Below are 23948 nucleotides of genomic sequence, written 5' to 3' on the forward strand. Positions count from 1 at the left end.
CATGAAAAAACTCTTTTTATCTTTTGCTATCTGTTTTCTTTTTACTTCAATGATTTCTGTACATAATTCTGGAGATGCTGCAAGATCAATTGTAAACACTTGGATTTGGCAAAAATCTATTGGAGGATCTGATAATCCTTACGTGGCAACACCACAGACAATCGGATTTACTAAAAAAGTTGTTTTTACAGAAAACGGAAGGGTTATTACCTATAAAAACAATGTAGAAATTAGAAATAGCGCTTATCAAATAGAAAAAGGCAAAGAATCTGCTGATAATTCAGGACATGATCTCATTACATTTGAAGGCAAAACTTATGTAATAGAAAACCTTGACAATCAAAACCTAACAATTGTAAGCAACGGTCAAGACGGTACTCGAACTATTTTTAAAAGATAGTTTGGTAAGCTATTTAAAACTATTTTTGCAAAACCAAATTTAAACCATTTCTTGAAAGACGATTTAGAAAAATATATCAAACTGTGCATTAAAAATGACAGAGAGGGACAGCTGAAAATCTATCAGCTGTTCTCTCCTGTTCTGTATGGGATATGTTTGAAGTATATGAAGAATGAAGATGATGCGAAAGATGTTTTTCAGGAAGCCTTTGTAATTGCGTTTCAGAAAATAAGCCAATATAAATTTGAAGGAAGTTTTGAGGGCTGGCTGAAACGGATTTTTATAAACAAACTCATCGAAACTTTAAATAAAAAGAAAAAAGAGAGTTTCTTTTTAGATGTTTTTGATCCCGACACGGATTTTGTTGAAGAAGAGGAACTTGAAGCTATTCCGATAGAACAGGAAAAACTGCTGGAATACATTCGGGATTTGCCAGATCAATATCGAACGGTTTTTAACCTTTATGTATTCGAAAAAATGAAGCACAGAGAAATTGCCGAACTATTAAAAATCTCCGAAGGGACATCGAAATCAAACCTAAATCGCGCCAAACATTTATTACAAAAGCGAATTTTGAGCATAAAAAATTTTAAAACAGCATGAAGAAGCAAAAAATAGAAGATATTTTTTCATCAATGGAAGACTTCTCGAGTGTTCCGCCTCCTGAATTATGGAGTCAGATTGAAGAAAAATTAGACAAACCAAAAAAGAAGAAGAGAGTTGTTCTTTGGTGGTCGGCTGCTGCATGCTTATTATTAGGGTTGCTTCTGCCTTCAATTTTACATTTTACCGATTCGTCTCAAAATAATAACCTCAACAATGGCGGTTTAGAAAAAAATAGCAATAGCATTGTTCTTGACAAAAACGCAAAAGATAATTCTAAAAGCAAGAATCTAGATCTAAATAAAAATACCGGCAAAAAAATTGATTCTTTGAATGAAAATGGCGTAAAAAATCAATTCAATAATGAATCAGGAATTCAAGTTCATGAGACTTCTGTAGCTCAAGCAAATTCTAAGGGCAAAACCAATAAAAAAGATTCTCAATCTAATGCTGCTGTTCCTGCAAATGCTCCAAACCAATCTGTTGCATTTCAGAACCCTAGCGCGTCAGAGGAAAAATCTATTCTAAAATCTTCTAAAAAATCTGTTTTAGAAAACAACGCAAAATCTTCCAGCAAAGGAATTTCTGAAGAGCGAATTGCATTTGGAAAACAAAGCAAATTCAATTCTACAGCAAAAAAACAGCTTTCAAATTCTATTTTTGAAGAACAGCTTGGCGCAAAAAACAATAAAAACCTTGCCTTCAATAATCAGAATGCTGCTGCCCATAACAATCCTTTTGCAAGCAATGGATATAATTCTAACAATTCATTTTCGGGTAAAAACGAAACGAAGCGAACTGATAAAGCTGTCATCATAAAAGACGATCTGAAAACTGCCAACAGTTTAAGCAAAACAGATTCTATGCAACTGGCAGAACTTCAGAATTTAGAAAAAGGAATTTTGGCTCCTGAAAAGGAAAAAGAAGAAAAAGAGAAAAAAGATAATCTGATCAATAAAAACGAAAGATGGGCCGTTGCCGTATTTGCAGGTGTGGCAAGTTCTGAAAATACTAAAAACGATAAAACTTTAGGAAACGTAAACGATTCGAAACAGTCTAATTCTTATGGTGTAAAAACAAAATACAGCATTAACAAAAAATGGGCCGTAGGTTCTGGATTAAAAATTAGCGAATTAGGCCAGAGCGTTGCCAATGTATCGTATGTAAGCGCCAAAAACAATGCTTTTTTTAATCCAGGAACTTTATATGCTGACAGCAATAGCAGTCCCGTTGCCACTGCAGACCCGACAAGCCAAGATTATCTTTTGATTTCGAATAGTACCAAAGAAGCTATGAAAAACGAAAACGTGCAAACGGGTAAATTGGATCAGAATTTAAGATATGTAGAAATGCCTCTTGAGGTTTCTTATTCTGTTTTTAATAAAAATAAAGCTAGCATTAACTTAAATACTGGAGGTTTTGTGGGTAAATTAATTTCTAACAATGTAGCTCTAGACGGACATTCTATTGGAGAGAATATAAATGCCAATGATTACGTTTATGGTTCTACTTTGAGCAGTACAGTTCAATATCGCGTGTACAAAAAAACCAATGTTTTTGTTGAGCCTGCTGTAAATTATTATATCAATCCGTTAAACAGCCAGTCTTTCAATCAGTTCCAATGGGGATTAAATTTTGGATTGAATGTTAATTTCTAAAGCCAATTTTCAGTAATTTTCAGGCAATTTTTTAGAATAGAATTTATGAGTTTTACTATTGGTTCGCCTGATTTATTGCTAAGCAAAGAAATCGCTTTTGATCAAGCAGGATTATTGCTAGCCTCTTTGCAAAAAGAAAACGAAAGCGAAGAATACAGCGCATATCGATTTATGCTCAACAATAAAAACATCTGTTATAGAGAATCAAAAATCACCCCAACCAAAACAGGTCAGTTTGTTACTTTATGGAAAAGAAATCAAAAAGGCATAATTGAACCTTTTGATTATTCTGACACTATCGATTTTGTGATTGTAACGGTTCGAAAAGATCAAAATTGGGGACAGTTTGTTTTCCCAAAAAAAACATTATTGGAAAAAGGTATTTTTTCTACCCAAGCAAAAGAAGGAATCAGAGCGACAAGAGTTTATCCGCCTTGGGATGAAACCACAAGCAAACAAGCGCAGAAAACGCAGCGTTGGCAGTTGGATTATTTTTTCAACTTTTCAGATTCTGGTCATTTTGATTTAGAAAAATTCAAAAAGATATTTTCATAAAAAAGGCAGTCTCAAAATGACTGCCTTTGTTTTTTTAAGCTTCATAGAAGCGAAATATTTATAGCAAATAATAAATGTTTACAGCATAAAGCTACATGGAAGCTACAAATATTTCACCCCTCAGGAGTTATAAAGAAAATCGTTATTATTTCTTAATAACTTTATCTTTAAAAATCACTTTATTGTTTTCTGTAACGGTATAGAAATAAACTCCAGAAACTAAATTGCCTACAGCAATAACTGCGGTACTCACTTCAGATTCATTTTTAACGCTAATCGGGTTTCCAATCGCACGACCATTAAAATCGTATAATCTGATTTTTAAATCTCTTCCTTGCGTTGTTTTAACATCAAAATTCAAAACATCTGTTGCAGGGTTTGGATACGCTTTTACAAAATAATTGTTTTTTCCGAAATCTGGCGTAGAAAGAACACTTTTCAATTGAAAACGAGCAATTACAGGTCCATGATCTGAAGTTGTTGTGGTGTAATTTGCAATATCATTTCTTGGATCGTAAACCGCTGTTGACTGATCTATGTATTGATCGAACAATTCATTAGAAATCATAATATGATCTAAGAATCCGCCCGAAGTTAAAAAGCTGAAAGCACCAGCCTGGCTTATTTCTAAAGTAAGCGCTTTATAGTTGCTGGTATCTGTAACAAAGTTTTCGTAAGTTGATGGATTGTTGGTGCCAAAAACTGATTTTTTCACATCGTCGTTGTAATCTCCCAAAATAATTAAATTGTCATTTGGATAATGCGCATCTAAACTATCTTTAAAAACTTGCGTATCATACTTGCGTCTGGTATATGTTGTCATGTCAGAACCGCTGTTTGCACGGGCATGAACGTCTATAACCTTAATTTCATTCTTAACTCCGTTAAGATTGGTTTCTAAAGTTACGATATAAGGCAAACGCCCTGAAGAGAAGAATCCTGAACTTGGATGCACTGGTGGGTTACTTGCCGGAAGCGGATAATTTGCCAAAGTTTTAGTGCCTGCAACCAATTCGTCATAAAACTCTTTAAACATTACTCGAGTTTTTTTCAAAGTAGCAGTTTGAGTATTATAAATAACGACTAGCTTTTGAGGCGGAAAACTTGGGTCTGAATTCGGGTCCCATGAATATGACCATACTGGAGAAGTAGTCTTATTGAATGTTTTTCCGTTTACATTTAGCTTCAGAATTAAATCGTCTATAGCAGCGTCGCTAGAAACTTCTTGAACCACATAAACATCAGCATCCAATTTATTCATCACTTTTGCCACGTTTTCGATTTGAAGTGCATTGTCTGCAGGTCCATTACTAGGATTATCTGAACCAAAAAATTCTAAATTATAAGTAACCACATCAAAAGTTTCTGATTTTGGCAGAGAAGATCCTGTCAAGGCTCCAGCTTGTTTGTTTAATGAACTTCCTGTTACTGTTAAAGAACCTGATATTTTAAATTGTTTTACTGTTGGCTCAAATTTCGCGTAAAGCGTTTTTCCCGCCAAAGCATCGGCAGCTGTAACTACGATACTTGATGAAAACGAAATATTATCTGCCGATATTTTGTATGATGCTGGAGCGGCAATTGTAATGTCTCCATAACCTTCTGCTTTAAAATTAAAAGATTGGGCATCTGAAATTGTATTTACATTGACAACGCCAAAATCTAAAACAGGATTCAAATCTACATAACCCGCCTCGTCTGTTACAGCAAAATCATCAAATGACCATTCAGACGCAAAGTTTGTTCCTCCCTTTGTCGTTTCATAAACCCAAGCCAGATAAGTATGATCTGTTTTATAATCTGTCAATTTAATGTATTGAGATTGCACATAGCTTCCTGTGTTTGTCGGGAATTTACCGTCTATTTCTACCCATGTTGCCGTATTTGGATTACTTACGCCATCATAATTGGTTGAAACCATTAATTTTAAACCAGGCCCAGCATAAAATTTACGAGAGTAAAAAGATAACAATGGGAAGTTGCCAAAATTATTCAAGCGCAATTTAGGCGAAATCAGCCAGTCTTTACTTGCTCCAGTATCCGAATATCCATTAACTAAAACGGCTCCAGTTCCAGAATTTACATTTCGAGCAACAGCAGTGTACCCCCATTTATTTAAAGGCCCTGCCTCATCATACTGTGTCCAGCCACTGTTAGCTAAAACATTAGGATCGTCAAAATTCTGTTTAAAAGGATCAATTCCAATTCCAGCCAATGCCACTGTTTTTGTTACCGCTCCTGTAGATTCATGTGTTATCTGCCCACTGAAACCAGAAACTGCATTTGGCGTAAATTTTACATATACTGTTGGAGTTACGTTAGAAGCAAAATCAGCAGGAAAAAATGTCAGTGATGAAGCAAAAGTGTTATTATCTCTAGAGATTGTAAAATTTGCCGAAGAAGTTAAAACCAAATTATCCGTAAGATCTGTAGCCTGAACCTGATAGCTTAAAGTTTTAAAGTCATGATTAGATTCTAAAATACCAAAATCTAAAGTAGAAGTCGTTGTAGAAATTTCAGGACTTGCCACACTCAAAGTTGCCGCATCAACTTTACTAACTGCCGTTTGTTGATGTCCGAAAAGATCCTCTGATACAGAAAAAATAGAATATCCTGTATTTAAAGCTAATCCCGTAAAGCTTTTTTTATACTCCTGCGATTGATCTGTTATATCTAAGAAACCAGATTGCAAAGCTGCATTTCCTGCGGCGTCCTGGCCTGCCTTTATTTGTGTTGGCGTTGGCTCAGCACTGCCGTTTGGCAGCAAAACATAATACGTTTTTCCTACCTCATCTATTTTATTAGTAAAGTCAAAACCTGAAGATAAAACATTGCTTACTTTCGGATAACCTGCTTCAGTAATAGGCGCCTTATTATCACTTCTAATATCGATATTATCAATTGCAAAAGACTGGCGAGAACCACTTGATCCCGACATCAATCTTGCAATCCATCTTATCTGAACTACAGTTTGATTATCGCAATCAGATGGCAATTTAACTATTTTCTTTGTTACACGATTATCTAATGGTTCGGTAACTGATCCAGTCTGCACGGTTTTACTATCATTAGAATATTCAGAACCTTGTACATTTATAAAAGGTCCGCTAGTTCCAACACGATATTGCAAAGCCATTTCCTGAAGACGATTATTAGACGCTCCGTCATAAAGGTTTCGTATGATCATCGCATCATACATAACCCAAATATCCGTTTTTTCAAATGTTGAAAAAGCAAAACCTATTGAAAGATCAGCTGAAGTGGTATTTAAGAAACCTATTTTTCCATTGTAGTTGTGAATATTACCACTATTAATATTTGCCGTACTGTTAGCTATTAAAGCCTTATCACCAGATAACGCTGTACTGTAACTTGATGTATTCTGAGTTGCGCTTACCAGCCAACCTTGAAAACCAGCTGGATAAGTAGTAGAATTTGCCGCTAATCCGTCAAACTTCTGAAGATAAGGTATACTTTGGGGAGTTGGATTTGACTGTGCAAAAAGATTCCCCGAAAAAAGACAAAAAAAACATAAAAGAGCCAAAAGAAGGCGCGAAAAGTAGAGTTTTTTCATACGTTAAAGAATAGAGTTTTTAGAATTCAAATTTATTGCCTTTAAAGTTAAGCTAATATTACAAAACCATAAACTTAATGTTTAGTGTTTTATAAATATTTTTCACCAAAACTTATCAGAACACTAAATATAATAAAATAAAACCAACAAAAAACACTCAAAACAAAACATTATTCAAAACAATTAACATTGAAAGAACCCCCGAAAACGCTACGTTTCTTACAAATAATATGGGTTTTTAAAATAAAAAAAGCAGCAAACTTTCGCTTACTGCTTTTACTAATTCAAAATAATATTCTCTAAAAATTATTAAACCGCGGTATAACCGCCATCGGCAATAATATAACTTCCCGTTGTAAATGATGATTTATCAGAATTTAGAAAAACTACCAATTCCGCAACTTCTTCTGCTGTCCCTAATCGGTTCATTGCAGATTTTGCAGCAATTGCCTGCAGCCTTTCCTTATCGAGATTATCTTTTAAAAGTGCTGTTTCAATATAACCTGGTCCAACAGCATTGCAACGAATATTTTTCTGCGCATATTCTACGGCAATATTTTTAGTCAGACCCACAACGCCATGCTTGCTTGCGGTATAAGCGACGCTATTTGGCGCAGCAACTTGCCCGTGTATTGAAGCAATATTTACAATGCTTCCTCCGCCATTTTTCTCCATTTGCTCCAATTGGTAGCGGCAAGCATAAAAAACACCGCTTAAATTTAATGCGATAACTCTATCCCAAGCTTCTGGTTCATATTCGCCAGTTGGTTTTGCCGGCCCTCCTATTCCTGCGTTGTTGCAGGCAATATCCAATCGGCCATATTTGGAAACGGCAACCTCAACCATATGCTTGTTGTCGGCTGCGCTAGACGAGTCTCCTTTTACAAAAAAAGCTTCTCCTCCTTTTTCCTTTATCATTTTTACGGTTTCTTCACCGTGTTCTACATTTATATCAGATACTACAACTTTTGCTCCTTCTCGAGCGTAGGCTTCTGCCACCGCGCGTCCGATTCCCGAACCGCCGCCTGAAACAAAAGCTACTTTATTTTCTAAAAGTGCCATTTTATATATGTTTTTAATTGATTCCTCTAATTTACGAAGATATCAACCGATAGAAAAACTTTAAAAAGAGTTTAAAACAACATTAACGCTAACCGCTAATGTTATGTTATTTGACATTAAATTGGCCCAATTTTGATCAAAATTCCGTATTGTCTTATTTTTCTCCATCCAGTTTCATGTTTCCGCGATTCTTATGATTATCTGGATGTGAATTTGGATATCGATTTGGAGTTATATCAGAATTACGGTCTTTATTCTCTACTGTTTTATTTGCCTCTTCTTCTGTTTCAACTCCACGATTTGCATTTGGATTATCAGGATTTATTTGATGAAGCGTTGCATTAATATCTTCATTTTCATTTCGAGCCCTTTCCACAATCTTTTTATCACCGTCTGCATCTGTGACTAACTCTTTGTTGAGTTTTGCGTCTTTTAATTCTTTATCGTGCGAAACGTTTTTTCCTTTAGATTCATCACTATTTTTCTGCGTTCCGTTTATCTTTTTTGTTCCTAAATCATTTGTTTCCATAGCATTATTCTTTTTTACGATTACTTTATAATATTACGAATTGTAAATGCGAAAAGATTATGAATTTTTATTGCCTTTCTTTTATAATTGCCATCTGCTTTTTTATTTATTACCTTTATTCAAAGCAACTTAACAACCTCAATTATTATGAATTTCTTCAAAATCAAAACCAGTTGGTCTAATTCTGAATTTATCTTGATCAAACTTTGCATGGCTTCCGCTTATATTTTAATTGGAAGTTACTTTCATGATTTTTTCGAAAACTATTACTCGATTTTAATTGCCATTTTTATTGTTACCGCTATCTGGTTTGTCTATCAATGGCTTAAAAAAATGAAAACGCAAAAGCAGTAAATTGGTCTTAATTTTAGGAAAGGAACTATCTTTGCAAAAAATTAAAAATGCACCGACACTTCATTCTTTTTAAACCTTACGGCTATTTGAGCCAATTTATTTATGAATTAAAAAGAAAGAAAAAGCTTTTGGGCGAATTGCACAATTTTCCAGAAGGCACAATGGCAATTGGAAGATTGGATGAAGATTCTGAAGGTTTGCTTTTGCTGACAACCGATGGAAGAGTCAGCGAACAAATTAGAAGCAAAAAAGTCGATAAAGAATATTACGTTCAGGTTGATGGCGTAATAACTCCTGAAGCGATTGAACAGTTGCAAAAAGGTGTCGAGATTGGTTTTGACGGAGGAAAATACAAAACCAAACCCTGCTCTGCTTTTATTGTCACTGAGGTTCCAGATTTTGGCCCAAGAGCAAAAAAAATAAGAGACGAACGTCATGGTCCAACTTCTTGGGCTTCTATCACTATAAATGAAGGAAAGTTTCGTCAGGTTAGGAAAATGACTGCCGCAGTTGGTTTTCCTACGCTGCGTCTCGTGCGTGTTCGAATAGGAAATGTATATTTGCAAAACCTAAAAGCGGGTGAAGTTTTGGAAGTATCCGATTTTCAATTAGATAATTTTCAGTAACCCATAATCCATAACTCACAATTCATAACTAAAATAAAGATGCTAAACGTAGTTCTTGTAGAACCAGAAATACCAAATAACACCGGAAATATAGGCAGATTGTGCGTAGGCACAGAAAGCCGTCTCCATTTAATTCATCCTTTCGGATTTGTTATTAATGACAAAAATCTAAAACGTTCCGGACTGGATTACTGGGTTCATCTTGATGTTACGGAATATCAAAATGTAGAGGAATGGATTGCGCAGATTCCAGATCATTCTCGCGTTTTTTTAATGAGTTCGCATTCTGATAAATCCTATTTAGAAAATGAATTTCAAGATGGCGACTGGCTGGTTTTCGGAAAAGAAAGCGTTGGTTTGAGTGCCGCATTTATGGCAAGATTCGAAAATCATTTAACTATTCCGATGTCTCCGCTTATTCGCAGTTTCAATATTGCCAACTCGGTTGCTTTTGTGGTTGGTGAAGCCAAGAGACAAATTGGATTGAAGAAAGTTTAATCGTTTAACTGTTTAATCGAAAAAGCTTCTTCTGAAAACGGGACTTCTAGCCCTGATGGAAGCGGCATCCTTTTGTGGCGGGGTTCGCCACAAAAGATATAGCGGACAGCAGGATTTGCTCCTAACAAAACTAATTCACAATAAACTTCCCTTTTTCAGCATCAAAAATAATATGTTCGTCTTTGAACAAATTGCTGAAACTTCCATTCGAAATTAAATTGCACGGCTGATCTTGCACTATATTTTCTGGCGTCATCATAATCATTTCGTCACTTAACTGAATAGCCAGATCGATATCGTGTGTGGAAAACAATATAGATTTTTGAGTTTCTTGTGTCAGTTTCTTTAATAATTTAAACAAGGAAACTTTATGCAGCAAATCAAGATGCGTCGTCGGTTCGTCTAAAATAATTAACGGTGTATCTTGAGCTAGAGCCCTTGCTATTAAAACTTTCTGCAATTGCCCATCGCTAATTTGAAAATGTTTTTTTGAGGCTAAGTGCTCGATTTGCGTCAATTGCATTGCTTTCTCAACTTTTAAAACATCTTCATCAGACAATTTATCGACCCAATTGGTGTAAGGCTGTCGGCCCAAAGCGACTAATTCGAAAACAGAGAGATTGCTTGGCGGGAGCTTTTCGGTTAAAACCAAACTAAGATTTTGCGCCAATTCTAGAGGCTGATAATCTGAAATCTTTCTTTCGTTCAAATAAACATTTCCTGATAAAGGTTTCTGAATCCCAGTAAGCGTTCGCAATAATGTAGACTTCCCTATTCCGTTTGCGCCTATTAAAGTAATTAGTTTTCCAGCCTCAAGGTTAAGATTAAGATTCTCAGCAATAGTCGTAACTCCCTTCTTGGATTGGTATCCAATATTTAGATTAGAAGTTGATAGGATGTTTTTCATTTCGAGTTAATTTTTTAAACACATAGAAACATAGATTTGTATTTTACTGAAAGTTGATTTTAAAATTTACTTGTAAATTAACACATAGCTTTTGAACTTAGAACTTTGGCAGCAATTTGAAATATTCATTTACAAATGTTTTTTGGCCTTCTTTAAAAATATTAAAGCAATTAAAATTAATTAAAATGCCCTTAGGAGCTCTTAAAAGTTTCATATACGTCATAAGCTGCGCTTCATACAATGGATTTAATTCTGATACAGCTTTCAATTCTACAACTAGGCAATTTTCAATAAAGAGATCACATTTTAAATTCGTATTCAATTCTTTATTTCTGTAAACCAGTGGCACCTTTATTTCTATCAGAAAATTTATTTTACGATGACTCAATTCTTCTTTCAAACATTCGTGATAGACACTTTCCAACAATCCTCTTCCAATAGTTTTGTGCACCTCTATACACGCCCCAATTACATTAAAACTTCTGAGTTACAATTATCTTAATTTAGTCGAGAAACAAGTTGATTTTTCACAAAGTCTATGTTTATTTTAAAAAAAGTGAAACGCCTTTAACCGGCTTTTAAAACTATGTTTCTATGTGTTTAAAAAACTAAGATACGCTTTATTTTGTAGGTTTTAACTTAAAAATTTCTTTTTCTGACTAAAAGCCAAATAACAACTGGTGCGCCAATTATAGATGTAACTGCATTTATGGGAAGTGTGACATCAAAGCCTGGCATTTGTGAAACGATATCACAAAACAGCATTATTATCGAACCGAAAAATAAAGTGCTCCAAAATAAAATGGTATGATTACTCGTCTGGAAAGTCAATTTTGCAATATGAGGCACCGCTAAACCTACGAATGCAATTGGACCTGCAAATGCTGTAATGGCTCCAGATAAAATACTGGTTGCAAATATGATGACTAACCTTGCCTGTTTAAAATTCAAACCCATACTTTTTGCATAGTTTTCTCCAAGAAGCAAAGCATTCAGCGGTTTGATGCTTTTGGCGCTTAAAAGCAATCCGATGGTAACACAGAAAGTTAAAACTCCGATGGTTGTCCAAGAAAGATTTCCGAGGTTTCCCATGGACCAGAAAGTAAATTTCTGAAGCTGTTCTGCCGTACTAAAATAAGTCAGAACACTTACGATTGCAGTGGTGAAACTTCCAAACATCAATCCTACGATCAAAATAGCCATTGTGTCTCGCAATCTTTGCGAAACAACTAAGACCAAGAAAAGAACCAGCGTGCTTCCTAAAGTAGAAGCCAAAACGATTCCGTAAGACGATAACGCAATTACGCTTAAAAAAGAAGGCAGAAATCCTGCTCCCAAAATCACAAAAGCAACGCCAAGACTTGCGCCAGAACTTAACCCTAAAACGTAAGGCCCTGCAAGCGGGTTTCGAAACAAAGTCTGCATCAAAAGTCCGCTCATTGAAAGTCCTGTTCCGACCAAAACAGCTGTAATAGCTTTTGGCAAACGATAATTAATGATAATATATTCCCAAGTCGATTTTGTTGCCTGACTCCCTGTTAGACTTGCTACAACATCTTTTAACGGAATTGTAACTGATCCTAAACTAATGCTGGCAAAAAACATTATAAAAAGTCCCAAAGTCAATACGACAAATAAAATGGTATTTCTTTTTTTATTCGCCAATTTAATTCAGTTTTGATGCAAAAGTAAATTCGTAGCCCGCCAATAAATCTGGGTGAAAAATCTTGATATAATCTTTTAAAACCAAATCGGGACGGCTCGGAGCCAGTTCATAATAAACCGTTCCACCTGTTGCTCCCATCTTTCCTTCAAAGTTGTAAACTGTTTTATTTTTGAAAGCATCAAATTCTGCATAATGCGGATTTGCTTTTTGCAATTCATCCAAACTTTTAAACGATCCCGAAGCGATCCATACATTTGCCGTTTTCGCTTTATCCAACACTTTTTCAAAAGACAGGCCTTCGCTTCCTGTTCCTTTTAGATCGGCCCATAAATAATTAGATTTTGCGTCTTCCATAAACTGCGCCACCCAGCTGTTTCCTTTGGCAACGTACCAAACATCTTCATACATAGAGCCATACAATACTTTTGAAGTTGCAGGTTTATCGGCAACGAGTTTTTTTGCCTGATTGTAGCTTTCTACGATTTTATCAAAAAGTTCTTTTGCTTTATCTTCTTTTCCGAACAAAGCCCCGTAAAGCTTAATCCATTCGGCTTTTCCTAGCGGAGACTGCTCCATCCAATCGCCTTGAATCAAAACCTTTAAACCGCTTTTCTTAAGATTATCCAACATCGGATTGTTATTATCAACACCAAAAGTTACGATCAAATCTGGCGATAATTCTATTAATTGTTCGATGTTCAATTTTTCATTTTGTCCAACATTTTTCACCGAACCTTTATCAATTAAAGCTCTTGTTTTTTCTGAAGAAATATAATCGGTGTGCGGAAATCCGACCAATTTATTCTCAACTTCCAACATTTCTAGAAAAGGAATATTTGTTGTTGAAGTTACCACAACACTTTCTAACGGAACTTTTATAGCTGGATATTTTTTTAAACTGTCTGGAATTTGCGCATCTTTTTCCTCTAAAATGTAAGTGAATTTCTCCTTAGCATTTGGCCACGGATTTACCACATTTACAATTGAATAGCCCTCGTTTTTTACAATTGAAAGTCCCGACGCAAATTCGATGCTTTCTTTGTCAGCCGTAGATTTTACAACATCTTGCGCTTCATTCTTCTTACATCCAATTACTATAAAAAGTAAAAAAACGACTGGTAATTTATGGAAAAAATATTTCATATTTTATGTTTTGTGTGGGCACAAAGGTAAATCAATTTCTATTTTTTTTGTTTACCTTTATTCGTACAAATTTAAACAAATAGCCATTTATTTGATGAATGTCACAAGAACAAAAATCTGCTCCAGTTGTCAGGCCGCTTTTTCATGCGGCGACACTTCACCCGAAAATAAGTGCTGGTGTAATGATTATCCGCCTATTTTCAATCTTTCAGAAGGAGGCGACTGCCTTTGCCCTATGTGTTTTAAGGAAGCCTGCGAAGATAAAATTGACGCTTATATCGAAACTGTTACTCCTAAAAAAGCACTTAAAAATAAGGCTATGCTATTGCCCAAAACCGATCATTTAATTGAAGGCATTGATTATTACATCGAAAATGGCAATTATGTCTTTAAAGCTTGGTTTCACCTAAAAAGAGGAACCTGCTGCGGAAATAACTGCCGACATTGCCCTTATTAATTGTTAATTATAAATTGTTAATTGTTAGTTATGAAAAATAACATTGTTAGAAATAAAAGCTTTGATTTTGCAATAAGGATTGTCAAACTTTATCAATATTTAAATACTAGTAAAAAAGAATTTATCCTTGCTAAACAACTTTTAAGATCTGGCACTTGTGTTGGTGCAATGATTCGAGAAGCTGAGCATGCTGAAAGTAAAAGTGATTTTATTCATAAATTTGCAATTGCTCAAAAGGAAGCTAATGAAACTGTCTATTGGCTCGAATTATTAAAAGCCACTGATTATCTCAGCGAAAAAGAATTCGAAAACATTTATGACGATGCAATTACAATACTAAAATTAATAACCAGTATACTTAAAACTTCCAAAAATCAATTAGACGCAAAAAAATTAACAACTAACAATTAATAATTAACCATTACACAAAATGATTTACCTAATAACAGGCGGTGAACGTTCTGGAAAAAGCGGATACGCACAAAAACTTGCTTTAGAACTTTCCAACTCTCCTTTATATGTAGCAACCGCCCGAAAATGGGATGCTGATTTTCAAAATCGAATTGACCGCCATCAGCAGGAAAGAGACGAACATTGGACAAATATTGAAAAAGAGAAATACTTAAGCGAAATTGATTTTTCTGGAAAAACAGCTTTGATAGATTGCGTAACGTTATGGCTTACTAATTTTTTTATCGATACTAAAAATGATGTGGCTTTGAGCCTGGAAGAAGCCCAAAAAGAGTTTCTCGCTATTGCTAAACACGAAAATGCCAATATCATTATTGTAACAAATGAAATTGGTATGGGCGTTCATGCAGAAACGCACATCGGGAGAAAGTTTGTAGAACTTCAAGGCTGGATGAATCAGTTTCTTGCTGCAAACGCAGATCAAGTTGTATTAATGGTTTCTGGAATTCCAGTTAAAATAAAAGGTTAAATCTCAATACAGAAATTCCAAATTCCAATAAATTGAAACGAAATTCCAGTTTTTAAATTCCAAATTCCAAAGCTATGCTTTACCTTTACTAGAATCTTTCCGTTTTCATATTTTGAAATTGGAATTTAAAATTTGGAATTTAAAGAAATGAGTAATTTAGACGATATATTAAAATCCCGCCGCGACACAAGACATTTTACAGCCGATGAAGTTCCTGATGAAGTAATTCAGAAAGCATTACAGGCAGGGCATTGGGCTCCATCTGTTGGGCTGACCGATGCGACAAGATATTATCTCATTAAATCTAATGAGGTTAAAACGTCTATTAAAAAGCTTTTTTTAGATTACAATAAAAAAGCCGAAGCACTTACAGACAATCTCGAACAGAAAGAACTTTACAGATCGCTTAAACTAGAAGCAATTGAAGAAGCTCCGATCGGGCTCATCATTGCTTATGACCGTTCTGTTTTAAATCAGTTTACAATTGGAACAATCGGCAGTAATGAAGCGGTAAAATTCAGCTCGGTTTGTGCGGCACAGAATATCTGGCTCTCGTTGACAGAACAAGGTTATGGAATGGGCTGGGTTTCGATTCTGAACTATTACCAGTTTAAAAAAATACTTGATTTACCCGAAAATATCGAACCGCTTGGCTATTTCTGCATCGGAAAACCAGCAACAAACTATAACAATCAGCCAATGCTGCAGCAATTGCATTGGAAACAAAAATCGGAAGCTCCCATTTGCACCGAAATCAATGAAATTCATCAAATAAATATTCCCGCTTTTAAATTGAGATCAGAAAATTCTACTGAAAACAAATCTGATTTCAGCACCCTTTTACAAGACAAAATAGATTCGAAAACTAAACCTGTTGGTTCTTTGGGAACTTTAGAATCTTTGGCTTTCCAAATGGCAACGGTTTTTGGAACTTTGAATCCGAAAATCGTAAAACCAAATATTGTAGTTTTTGCTGCCGATCACGGAATCGCAAATCATGGCGTAAGCGACTATCCGCAAGATGTTACGAGACAAATGGTCAATAATTTTCTGGATGGCGGTGCGGCTATAAACGTTTTTTGCAATCAGAATAATATTGAATTGTCTATTGTCGATTCTGGCGTTAATTATGATTTTCCGACTAATGCAAAATTAATCGATGCAAAAATTGCCAAAGGAACCCAATCATTTCTTCATGTTTCAGCTATGAGCGAATCTGAAGTCCAACTGTGTTTTGAGAAAGGAAAATCGATTGTTGAAAATATCGCAAAGTCTGGTTCAAATTGCATTGGGTTTGGCGAAATGGGCATAGGAAATACTTCTACTGCGTCTGTTTTAATGAGTATTTTAACAGGTTTCCCTATTGAAGATTGTGTCGGAAAAGGAACTGGAGTCGAAAATGAAAAATTGCTCTTAAAACAAAATTTGCTCAAGAAGGCAATCGAAAGTTATTCCGGTCAAGCCAAATTGATGTCGCAACTCTCTTATTTTGGGGGTTTTGAAATCCTTCAAATGGCTGGCGGTATGCTCACTGCTTTTGAAAATAAAATGCTAATTCTGGTTGACGGTTTCATTTGTACTGTAGCGTATTTGGTTGCTTCAAAAATAAACCCAAATATCAAACAAAATGCTGTTTTCTGCCATTGTTCTGCTGAAAAAGCACATTCTGAATTATTAAATTATTTGGAAGCAAAACCTATTTTAAATCTGGATTTACGTTTGGGAGAAGGCACTGGCTGCGCTGTCGCTTTTCCTATTTTAAAATCGGCTGAAGCTTTTTTAAATGAAATGGCTAGTTTTGAAAGCGCGGGAGTAAGTAGGAAATAACTTTCTTTTTAGATTTAAAGTTTATAACTTTGAATTTCTAATTTGAAGTTATTTTTAAATGCTATATATGCCTTTTACTAAAATTTACATTCACTGTGTCTGGAGCACCAAAAACAGATTTCCGTTTTTAAATTCAATCGAACTTCGCCGAAAAGTATGGCAACACATACAAGAAAATGCTTTAAAAAAAGAAATCTATCTTGATTTCATCAGTGGGTATTCAGATCATTGTCATTGTTTAATTTCATTAGGGAATGATCAAAATATTCAAAAAACAATACAGCTTTTAAAAGGAGAATCTTCATATTGGATTAATAAAAATCAATTAACAAAAAATAAATTCGAATGGCAGGATGAATATTTTGCCGTTTCAGTTTCAGAATCTATAGTAGATAAAGTTCGAGATTATATTAAAAATCAAGAAGAACATCACAAAAAGAAAACATTTCAAGAAGAGTATGAAGAATTTATGATCAAATTTAAGTTCTAACATTCTTAAAAAAAATTTGGCTAAAGCCTTTCTAAAACTCCATAAATAAACCAACATCTAAAGATGTTGGCAATTCATCAAAAAAATATTTTTTCTAAAATTTCACTTTTGAATTACCTCCAGATTTATCTGGAGGTTATAAATTTGCCTCAAAGAGGGCTTTAGCCAAATAATCATAATCCAACTGAATATGATCTATTTACAATCAAATTTAAGTTCAAAACACTGTTAAAAAAAAAGAAAATCGGCTAAAGCCTTTCTAAATCTCCATAAATAAACCAACATCTAAAGATGTTGGCAATTCATCAAAAAACATTTTTTTAATTTTAATTTTGAATTGCCTCCAGATTTATCTGGAGGTTATAAATTTGCCTCAAAGAGGGCTTTAGCCAAATAATCATAATCCAACTGAATATGATCTATTTACAATCAAATTTAAGTTCAAAACACTATTAAAAAAATTTAGCTAAAGCCTTTCTGAATCTCCATAAATAAACCAACATCTAAAGATGTTGGAAATTCATCAAAAAAACATTTTTTTTAATTTTACTTTTGAATTGCCTCCAGATTTATCTGGAGGTTATAAATTTGCTCCTAAAGAAGGCTTTAGCCAAATAATCATAATCAAATGAAAAAAGAACTTCACATTTTCTTCACCTGTCTAATGTTTTACACTAGAATTCCATGCCCCAAAAACATTACACATCATCCAGATTATTTAAACAAAGCAACGAGATATTTTCCTTTTATTGGATGGATTGTTGGGAGTATTTCATTTCTGGCTTTTTATTTTTTCTCATTTTTTCTATCTGCTGAAATTGCTGTAATACTGGCAATCATTACTTCTATTTTAACAACAGGAGCCTTTCATGAAGACGGCTTTGCGGATGTCTGCGATGGTTTTGGCGGAGGCTGGACCAAAGAAAAAATCTTAATGATTATGAAAGACAGTGCCATTGGTGCTTATGGAGCAATTGGATTGGTTTTGCTTTTTTTATTGAAGTTCAAACTGCTTTCAGAATCTGTTTTACTTTTTGAAAAAGATTATTTTTTCATTTTCTTATTGTTTATATCTGCACATTCTCTGAGCCGTTTAGGAGCAATCAGCATTATTTTCACACATGAATATTCTCGTGATGATGCTTCCAGTAAAAGCAAACCGATTGCAAAACAATATACTTGGAAAGAAGTTTTTGGTTCTTTCTTTTTTGGTTTATTTCCGCTGATTGTATTTTCTTATTTCGATTTGAAATTTCTTTTAATACTAATTCCCGTTTTTGCAGCACGATATTTTTTAGCCCGATATTTTCAAAAATGGATTGACGGCTACACTGGAGATTGCCTTGGAGCAACACAGCAGGTTTGTGAAGTGGTATTTTACTTAAGCATTTTATTTTTATGGAAATTTATCTAGTTCGCCATACCGAAACAGTCTGCGAAAAAGGAATTTGTTACGGACAATCAGATGTTGATATTATAACTCCGTTTGATGAAATTTTTGATGGCATTATTTCTAAACTTCCCTCAGAAGCACTTATTTTCTCGAGTCCCTTACAGCGCTGTGTTATTTTAGCAAAACACATTCAAAAAAATATAGAAGCCATTTCTTATCAGGAAGACGAGCGCTTACAAGAAATGAATTTTGGCGATTGGGAATTGAAAAGCTGGAACGAAATTCCGCCTGAAGAACTCAATCCTTGGATGGAAGATTTTGTCAATATCAAAGTTTCAAACGGAGAATCTTTTGTCGAACTGCATGAAAGAGTAGGTCACTTTTTATCTGATAAAATTTCAAAAATAAAGCAGCCGATTATTATTGTGGCTCATGCCGGAATCATCAGAAGCATTCTGTGCCATCAAAGTTCACTGCCTTTAAAGGATGCCTTCAACAATAAAGTTGATTTCGGAGAAGTTATAAAAATCGATTTTTAATGCAAATAATTTATAATTTTTCATGAAACGCAAAACAAATTTGAATAATCAATATTTTTAACTTTATCTTTGCAGCAAATTAAGGTTGTGTTTTTAATTTAAAAATACATTAAAAGGGAATCAAGTAAATTCTTGAGCTGTACCCGCAACTGTAAGCTAAGTTCTAAAAAGAATGCTTGCTGTTAACTACAAACCACTGTCGTGCACCGCGCGATGGGAAGGTAAACAGCAAGACGCGAGCCAGGAGACCTGCCTTTGTAACAATTATCGACCTCTCGGGAAAAAGAGTGAAGAAATTATGACTTTAAAACGACTTTTTGCTTTTTGTTTATTTGTAATGTGCCAGATTATTTCGGCGCAGAGCGATTCTATTACCAGTTTGAAAGAGGTATTGGTTTCAGACAAAAACTTAAAAAAATATTCAGTTTCACAGTCTGTTTTAAAATTAAATGATTCTGTTGTCAATAAAAACGAAGCTCTTCTAACCGATCTTCTAAACTTTAATTCTACAATATATTTTAAAGAATATGGTCGCGGAATGCTTTCTACAGTTTCTTTTAGAGGCACTACTTCTTCTCAAACAGCCGTAATCTGGAACGGAATCAATATTAATTCACAAATGAATGGAAGCACCGATTTTAATACCATTTCGGGCGCAGATTACAACTCAATAAGTGTAAAAGCAGGCGGCGGAAGCGTCATTTACGGAAGCGGAGCAGTTGGAGGAACTGTGCATTTAAACAACGATTTGTTATTCTTTAATCGATTTGAGAATAATTTAAGACTAGATTACGGAAGCTTTAATACGATTGGAATTAATTATAAAACTTCTATTTCTAACAAAAAATGGAGTGCTCAAATCGGATTGTCAAAAAACAGTTCGACAAACGATTATAAATATTTAAATCGATATACTTGGAGAGGCGAACAGAGGTGGAATCAGAACGGGCAATACGATATTGTTACTTTGAGCGCTAATGCCGGTTACAAATTCAACAAAAATCATATTTTAAAACTTTACAGCCAGACTTCAAACACCGACCGCAATACTTCTTTGGTTACAGAATCTGAAACGAAAAGCAAATACATAAATGGGTTTAACAGAAACTTATTGGAATACGATGGAAGTTTCGGAAAAGTGAAAACCAACTTCAAAACTGCTTACATTTTTGAAAACTATCAATATTTTGCTGATAACTCTTTAAAATTTTACACGTACGGAAAAACCGAAAACTTAATTACAAAGTTAGATGTTGATTATCATTTATTTAAAGAAACACATCTTAACGGAATTGTAGATTACAGCAGAACAAATGGTTACGGAACAAGCTTTGGCAGTCATATTCGCGAAATAAGTTCTGCTTCTTTGTTGGTTACGCAAGATTTTGGCGCTAATTGGAAAAATGAATTCGGAGTTAGAAAAGAAATTACAGATAATTACAAATCGCCCGTTTTATTCAATTTAGGATCTTCTTATAAATTTAACGATTGGTACAATCTAAAACTGAATGTTTCTAGAAATTTTAGAATTCCAACTTACAACGATTTGTATTGGGACGAAGGAGGAAACCCAAATTTAAAACCCGAAAGTTCTTATCAGGGCGAAATTGGCAACGTTTTTACATTCAAAAATTGGTCTTGGACGCAGAATTTTTATTATATGAAAATTACAGATATGCTGCAATGGGTTCCAGGCGCAAACGGCATTTGGACTCCACAAAATCAAGACAAAGTAAATAGTTATGGTACAGAAACCATGTTAGGCTGGAAAAAAAGTTATGGCAAAAACAATTTTGCTTTAAATGCCACTTATGCCTATACCGTTTCGCAGGATGAAAAAACGAAAAATCAGATTTTCTTTGTTCCATTTAATAAAGCAACAGGAGCTGTTTCGTATTCTCGAAATAAAATAAATGCTTATTATCAAATTCTTTATAACGGTTTTGTTTACACGAGAGCCGATAACAATCCTGATGAAATCATTAATGATTATACCGTTTCAAACATCGGAATCGATTATGATCTTAAGTTTTTAGATTCTTTCAAAGTAGGCTTTCAAGTTTTAAACCTTTTCAATAAGGATTACGAAAGTCTAGAAAACAGACCAATGCCTGGTCGTAATTTCAATATGTATTTAACCTTAAAATTTTAATATATGAAGTTCAGTAAATTACTTTTAATAGCGTTAAGCATCTCGTTATTTGCTTCTTGTTCAAGTGATGACAACGATGGCCCGAAAGGTGCTTACGACAATGGTTTTTTTATTTTAAATGAAGGAAGCACAGATGCTGGAACAGTATCATTTTCCAGCAATGATTTTAGCATTTTTACAAAAGACGCCTATAAAACAGAAAATGGTTCTGACGTGCTTGGAAGATTTGCTCAAAACATATTTTTTAGCGGAGATAGAGCGTACATAATCGCTGGTGGATCAAACGTAATAAATATTGTAAACCGTTATTCTTTTAAGTTAATCGCTAAAGTTGACAGCGGATTGGCTAACCCAAGATATGGTGTTGTAAAAGACGGAAAAGCGTATGTGACAAATGCAAATTCTTATGATTCTGTTACAGACGATTATATAGCTGTAATCAATTTGGCGACAAATCTTGTTGAATCAAAAATTGCATTAAACACCACTGGAAATAGAATTGTGGAAGAAAGCGGAAAATTATACATTACAGATCCTATGGGCAGCGACAAGCTTTCAATTTACAATATCAACACAAAGACTTTAGAAAATCCAATAACAATTGGTTCTGGTTCAGATTCTATTGAAGAAGAAAATGGAACTCTTTTTATCTTACGCCCATCTTATACGGAAAGCAGCCAAATTATAAAAGTAAAAATCGCTGACAAATCAGTTTCTAAAATCGAAATTCCACAATCTCAAGGAGTAGCTGGATATTTGGATATAGAAGACAACAAAGTATTTTACACCGTAGGAAATGCTGTATATTCTATCAGCCCATCTGCTACAACAGCTGCTGCTAGTCCAATTTTTGAAGCTTCTTCAAACATAGGCTATTTATATGGATTTGCAGTAAATGACAACCGTATTTTCCTTTCAGACGGCGGAAACTTTAAAACAGACAGCAAAGCATACATTTATAACTTGAGCGGAAGCTTATTAAAAGAATTAACTGTCGGTGTAGGTCCAAACGGATTCTACTTTAACGATTAATTTTATCCTTAGAATTAGTTTTTGTTTTTTTTATGGAAAAGGCTTTCAGAGATGAAAGCCTTTTCTATTTATTAGATTTTATTTTTTTGGAGCATTCTGAAAATACATTCCGTGTCTTAATCCGTTTATGATTTTCGAATCTGTTAAATACGGATGTTCTGGTTCAGAATCATTAAGAATTCTTTTCGCAGTAGATCCTGTAATTTTTGAAATAGCCAGATTAAGCAAAGGCTCAGATGTTTCTCCTAAAACACCATAAGTATCCAAATACTCTCTTTGCACATAAGTAGGCTGCAAACCTTGTGCATAGTCTCCGAAACCAGCAGAATTTGATATTTTAAAAACCAAAGGCTGCATAGCATATTTATGATTTGGATTGATTCCTTTTTTTGTAAATAATGTCTCCGAATCATAAATTGTATACGATCCAACATTTTTACCTGTTGTAGTCTCTCCAATTTGAACCACATTAATATACGGCTTTAATCCGTTAATGACTAACTCGCTCGCAGATGCTGTACTTGCAGTTGTAATAATATAGACTGTGCTTAAATTTAAGCTGTTTAGCGCTTTGCCATCAATATTATTCACAAACCTGTAATTCAAACTTTCTAAATCGTCAGCAGTCATATCTTTCATCCATTTCGCATTAAACTGAGTTTTGGCAAAAACCTGATTGTCAAATTGCCCTGTTATCATACTAGAAAGCCTGATTGCTGAAGTTACCGCTCCTCCTCCATTGTATCGAAGATCTAAAACCAAGTCTGTAATTCCTTGTGTTTTTAATTCTCCAAATGCTTGATTTAATTTATCGTCATAACCCGAATAAAAACCATTATACATTAAATAGCCAATTTTACGCCCTCCAGAAGTAATGACTTTATTAATGAAAATAGGATTTTCTTCTAAAACCGTTTTAGTCAAATCAACCGACCTTCCGTTCAAAACATAACTGCTTCCATTATAATCTGCTAAGTTTAGCGTATAACTGTCCTTATTGAACAATAAATCTTGGTAGTTTGAAACCGTAAGTTTTGTTCCATTTACACTCGTAAACAAATCGCCTCGCTTAATTGCTTTTGTAGACGCATCTGAATTGGGTATAATATATCGTACAAAACCTACCACATCATTTGATCCTGAAGACACGCGGCTCAGTCTAAAATCGACACCATTATTTTTTGTGACACCGCTTAACTCCTGTTCTAGAACAGTATAATCGTCAACAATCCAGCTGAAGCGATCAACCGCATCACCGTTTGGATATTTACTTTCTGGCCTATACAATAAATCTTCAAACAAATCTTCGGGATGCGAATACCCTTTTAAAAACTGATTAAAATCGGGCTGCAAATTGCGTCCATCGGCTAAATTTGGCACATCTTGCTGCCATAAGTAAACTTCGTTTAATCCTCTCCAAATAAAATTGTTGACCTGCAAGTCTGCTGGAGCTGCAACATCATCCTGATCTTCACAAGATTGCAAAGAAAATGCGAATAAAAAGAGAAAAAGAACACTCTTTAAAGTTGTTTTCATATCAAGT

At 34.5% G+C, this 23948-nt stretch carries 23 protein-coding genes and 1 riboswitch; of the genes, 15 read left to right on the forward strand and 8 right to left on the reverse strand.

The annotated features are described in order from the left end of the window. Position 1: 1 nt before the first annotated feature. From N4T20_RS00385 to N4T20_RS00400, 4 genes are read left to right on the forward strand one after another with little or no spacing between them, the layout of a single operon-like run. Positions 2-400 (forward strand): hypothetical protein, encoded by a 399-nt coding sequence (locus N4T20_RS00385; RefSeq protein WP_260671198.1) that lies wholly within the window; start codon positions 2-4, stop codon positions 398-400. A gap of 51 nt (positions 401-451) precedes the next feature. Next, positions 452-1003, forward strand: coding sequence for an RNA polymerase sigma factor (locus N4T20_RS00390; RefSeq protein ID WP_260671199.1), 552 nt, complete (start codon positions 452-454; stop codon positions 1001-1003). Continuing rightward, on the forward strand, positions 1000-2661 hold the full coding sequence (locus tag N4T20_RS00395; protein ID WP_260671200.1) for a hypothetical protein: 1662 nt from the start codon (positions 1000-1002) through the stop codon (positions 2659-2661). Before N4T20_RS00390 ends, N4T20_RS00395 begins: the two co-directional genes overlap by 4 nt. A 45-nt stretch (positions 2662-2706) precedes the next feature. After that, positions 2707-3216, forward strand: coding sequence for a MepB family protein (locus N4T20_RS00400; RefSeq protein WP_260671201.1), 510 nt, complete (start codon positions 2707-2709; stop codon positions 3214-3216). Between the two features lie 145 nt (positions 3217-3361). Here the strand turns inward: N4T20_RS00400 and N4T20_RS00405 are convergent, their stop codons facing one another. The 3 genes from N4T20_RS00405 to N4T20_RS00415 all read right to left on the reverse strand — a co-directional run bounded on the left by N4T20_RS00405 (position 3362) and on the right by N4T20_RS00415 (position 8381). Then, positions 3362-6790: a T9SS-dependent choice-of-anchor J family protein gene (locus N4T20_RS00405; protein ID WP_260671202.1), complete on the reverse strand. Its 3429-nt coding sequence runs from the start codon at positions 6788-6790 to the stop codon at positions 3362-3364. A gap of 309 nt (positions 6791-7099) precedes the next feature. After that, the gene (locus tag N4T20_RS00410) at positions 7100-7852 is read right to left on the reverse strand and encodes an SDR family NAD(P)-dependent oxidoreductase (protein ID WP_260671203.1); all 753 of its coding nucleotides are present in this window, start codon (positions 7850-7852) and stop codon (positions 7100-7102) included. A 154-nt stretch (positions 7853-8006) separates the two neighbouring features. Continuing rightward, a complete protein-coding gene (locus N4T20_RS00415; RefSeq protein ID WP_260671204.1) occupies positions 8007-8381 on the reverse strand; it encodes a hypothetical protein in 375 nt (124 codons plus the stop codon). Positions 8382-8782: 401 nt separating this feature from the next. Between N4T20_RS00415 and N4T20_RS00420 the strand changes: the two genes are divergently transcribed. Next, on the forward strand, positions 8783-9361 hold the full coding sequence (locus N4T20_RS00420; RefSeq protein ID WP_260671205.1) for a pseudouridine synthase: 579 nt from the start codon (positions 8783-8785) through the stop codon (positions 9359-9361). 39 nt (positions 9362-9400) lie between these two features. Then, positions 9401-9859, forward strand: coding sequence for a tRNA (cytidine(34)-2'-O)-methyltransferase (locus N4T20_RS00425; RefSeq protein WP_260671206.1), 459 nt, complete (start codon positions 9401-9403; stop codon positions 9857-9859). Between the two features lie 130 nt (positions 9860-9989). Here the strand turns inward: N4T20_RS00425 and N4T20_RS00430 are convergent, their stop codons facing one another. The 4 genes from N4T20_RS00430 to N4T20_RS00445 all read right to left on the reverse strand — a co-directional run bounded on the left by N4T20_RS00430 (position 9990) and on the right by N4T20_RS00445 (position 13575). Further along, complete coding sequence (locus N4T20_RS00430; RefSeq protein ID WP_260671207.1) at positions 9990-10766, reverse strand: ABC transporter ATP-binding protein; 777 nt, start codon at positions 10764-10766, stop codon at positions 9990-9992. A gap of 97 nt (positions 10767-10863) precedes the next feature. Next, positions 10864-11217, reverse strand: coding sequence for a GxxExxY protein (locus tag N4T20_RS00435; protein ID WP_409559627.1), 354 nt, complete (start codon positions 11215-11217; stop codon positions 10864-10866). A 188-nt stretch (positions 11218-11405) separates the two neighbouring features. Beyond that, entirely contained in the window at positions 11406-12431 is a 1026-nt protein-coding gene (locus tag N4T20_RS00440) for a FecCD family ABC transporter permease (RefSeq protein ID WP_409559628.1), read from the reverse strand. Position 12432: 1 nt separating this feature from the next. Further along, on the reverse strand, positions 12433-13575 hold the full coding sequence (locus N4T20_RS00445) for an ABC transporter substrate-binding protein (RefSeq protein ID WP_260671208.1): 1143 nt from the start codon (positions 13573-13575) through the stop codon (positions 12433-12435). Positions 13576-13669: 94 nt separating this feature from the next. Here N4T20_RS00445 and N4T20_RS00450 point away from each other — a divergent pair, with 94 nt between their 5' ends. The 9 genes from N4T20_RS00450 (at position 13670) to N4T20_RS00490 (ending at position 22405) form a co-directional block, all read left to right on the forward strand. Then, positions 13670-14032 carry a DUF5522 domain-containing protein gene (locus tag N4T20_RS00450; protein WP_260671209.1) on the forward strand — a complete coding sequence of 121 codons (363 nt, stop codon included), beginning with the start codon at positions 13670-13672 and terminating at the stop codon, positions 14030-14032. Between the two features lie 30 nt (positions 14033-14062). Next, positions 14063-14443, forward strand: a complete 381-nt coding sequence (locus N4T20_RS00455) for a four helix bundle protein (protein WP_260671210.1) — start codon at positions 14063-14065, stop codon at positions 14441-14443. A gap of 19 nt (positions 14444-14462) precedes the next feature. Continuing rightward, entirely contained in the window at positions 14463-14972 is a 510-nt protein-coding gene (gene cobU, locus N4T20_RS00460; protein WP_260671211.1) for a bifunctional adenosylcobinamide kinase/adenosylcobinamide-phosphate guanylyltransferase, read from the forward strand. 147 nt (positions 14973-15119) lie between these two features. Next, positions 15120-16799 carry a nicotinate-nucleotide--dimethylbenzimidazole phosphoribosyltransferase gene (gene cobT / locus N4T20_RS00465; protein WP_260671212.1) on the forward strand — a complete coding sequence of 560 codons (1680 nt, stop codon included), beginning with the start codon at positions 15120-15122 and terminating at the stop codon, positions 16797-16799. A 67-nt stretch (positions 16800-16866) separates the two neighbouring features. After that, positions 16867-17289, forward strand: coding sequence for an IS200/IS605 family transposase (gene tnpA / locus N4T20_RS00470; RefSeq protein WP_260671213.1), 423 nt, complete (start codon positions 16867-16869; stop codon positions 17287-17289). A gap of 628 nt (positions 17290-17917) precedes the next feature. Beyond that, positions 17918-18703, forward strand: a complete 786-nt coding sequence (locus tag N4T20_RS00475; protein ID WP_260671214.1) for an adenosylcobinamide-GDP ribazoletransferase — start codon at positions 17918-17920, stop codon at positions 18701-18703. Next, positions 18688-19221 carry an alpha-ribazole phosphatase gene (cobC, locus tag N4T20_RS00480; RefSeq protein ID WP_260671215.1) on the forward strand — a complete coding sequence of 178 codons (534 nt, stop codon included), beginning with the start codon at positions 18688-18690 and terminating at the stop codon, positions 19219-19221. The genes N4T20_RS00475 and cobC overlap by 16 nt, the downstream gene beginning before the upstream one ends. A gap of 65 nt (positions 19222-19286) precedes the next feature. After that, positions 19287-19493: riboswitch (cobalamin riboswitch) on the forward strand. A 26-nt stretch (positions 19494-19519) separates the two neighbouring features. After that, positions 19520-21373 (forward strand): TonB-dependent siderophore receptor, encoded by a 1854-nt coding sequence (locus N4T20_RS00485; RefSeq protein WP_260671216.1) that lies wholly within the window; start codon positions 19520-19522, stop codon positions 21371-21373. A gap of 3 nt (positions 21374-21376) precedes the next feature. After that, positions 21377-22405: a YncE family protein gene (locus tag N4T20_RS00490; protein WP_260671217.1), complete on the forward strand. Its 1029-nt coding sequence runs from the start codon at positions 21377-21379 to the stop codon at positions 22403-22405. Between the two features lie 78 nt (positions 22406-22483). Here the strand turns inward: N4T20_RS00490 and N4T20_RS00495 are convergent, their stop codons facing one another. Further along, entirely contained in the window at positions 22484-23941 is a 1458-nt protein-coding gene (locus N4T20_RS00495) for a S41 family peptidase (RefSeq protein ID WP_260671218.1), read from the reverse strand. Between the last annotated feature and the right edge of the window lie 7 nt (positions 23942-23948).

Origin of the sequence: Flavobacterium sp. TR2 (assembly GCF_025252405.1) — a bacterium.
GTDB lineage: Bacteria > Bacteroidota > Bacteroidia > Flavobacteriales > Flavobacteriaceae > Flavobacterium.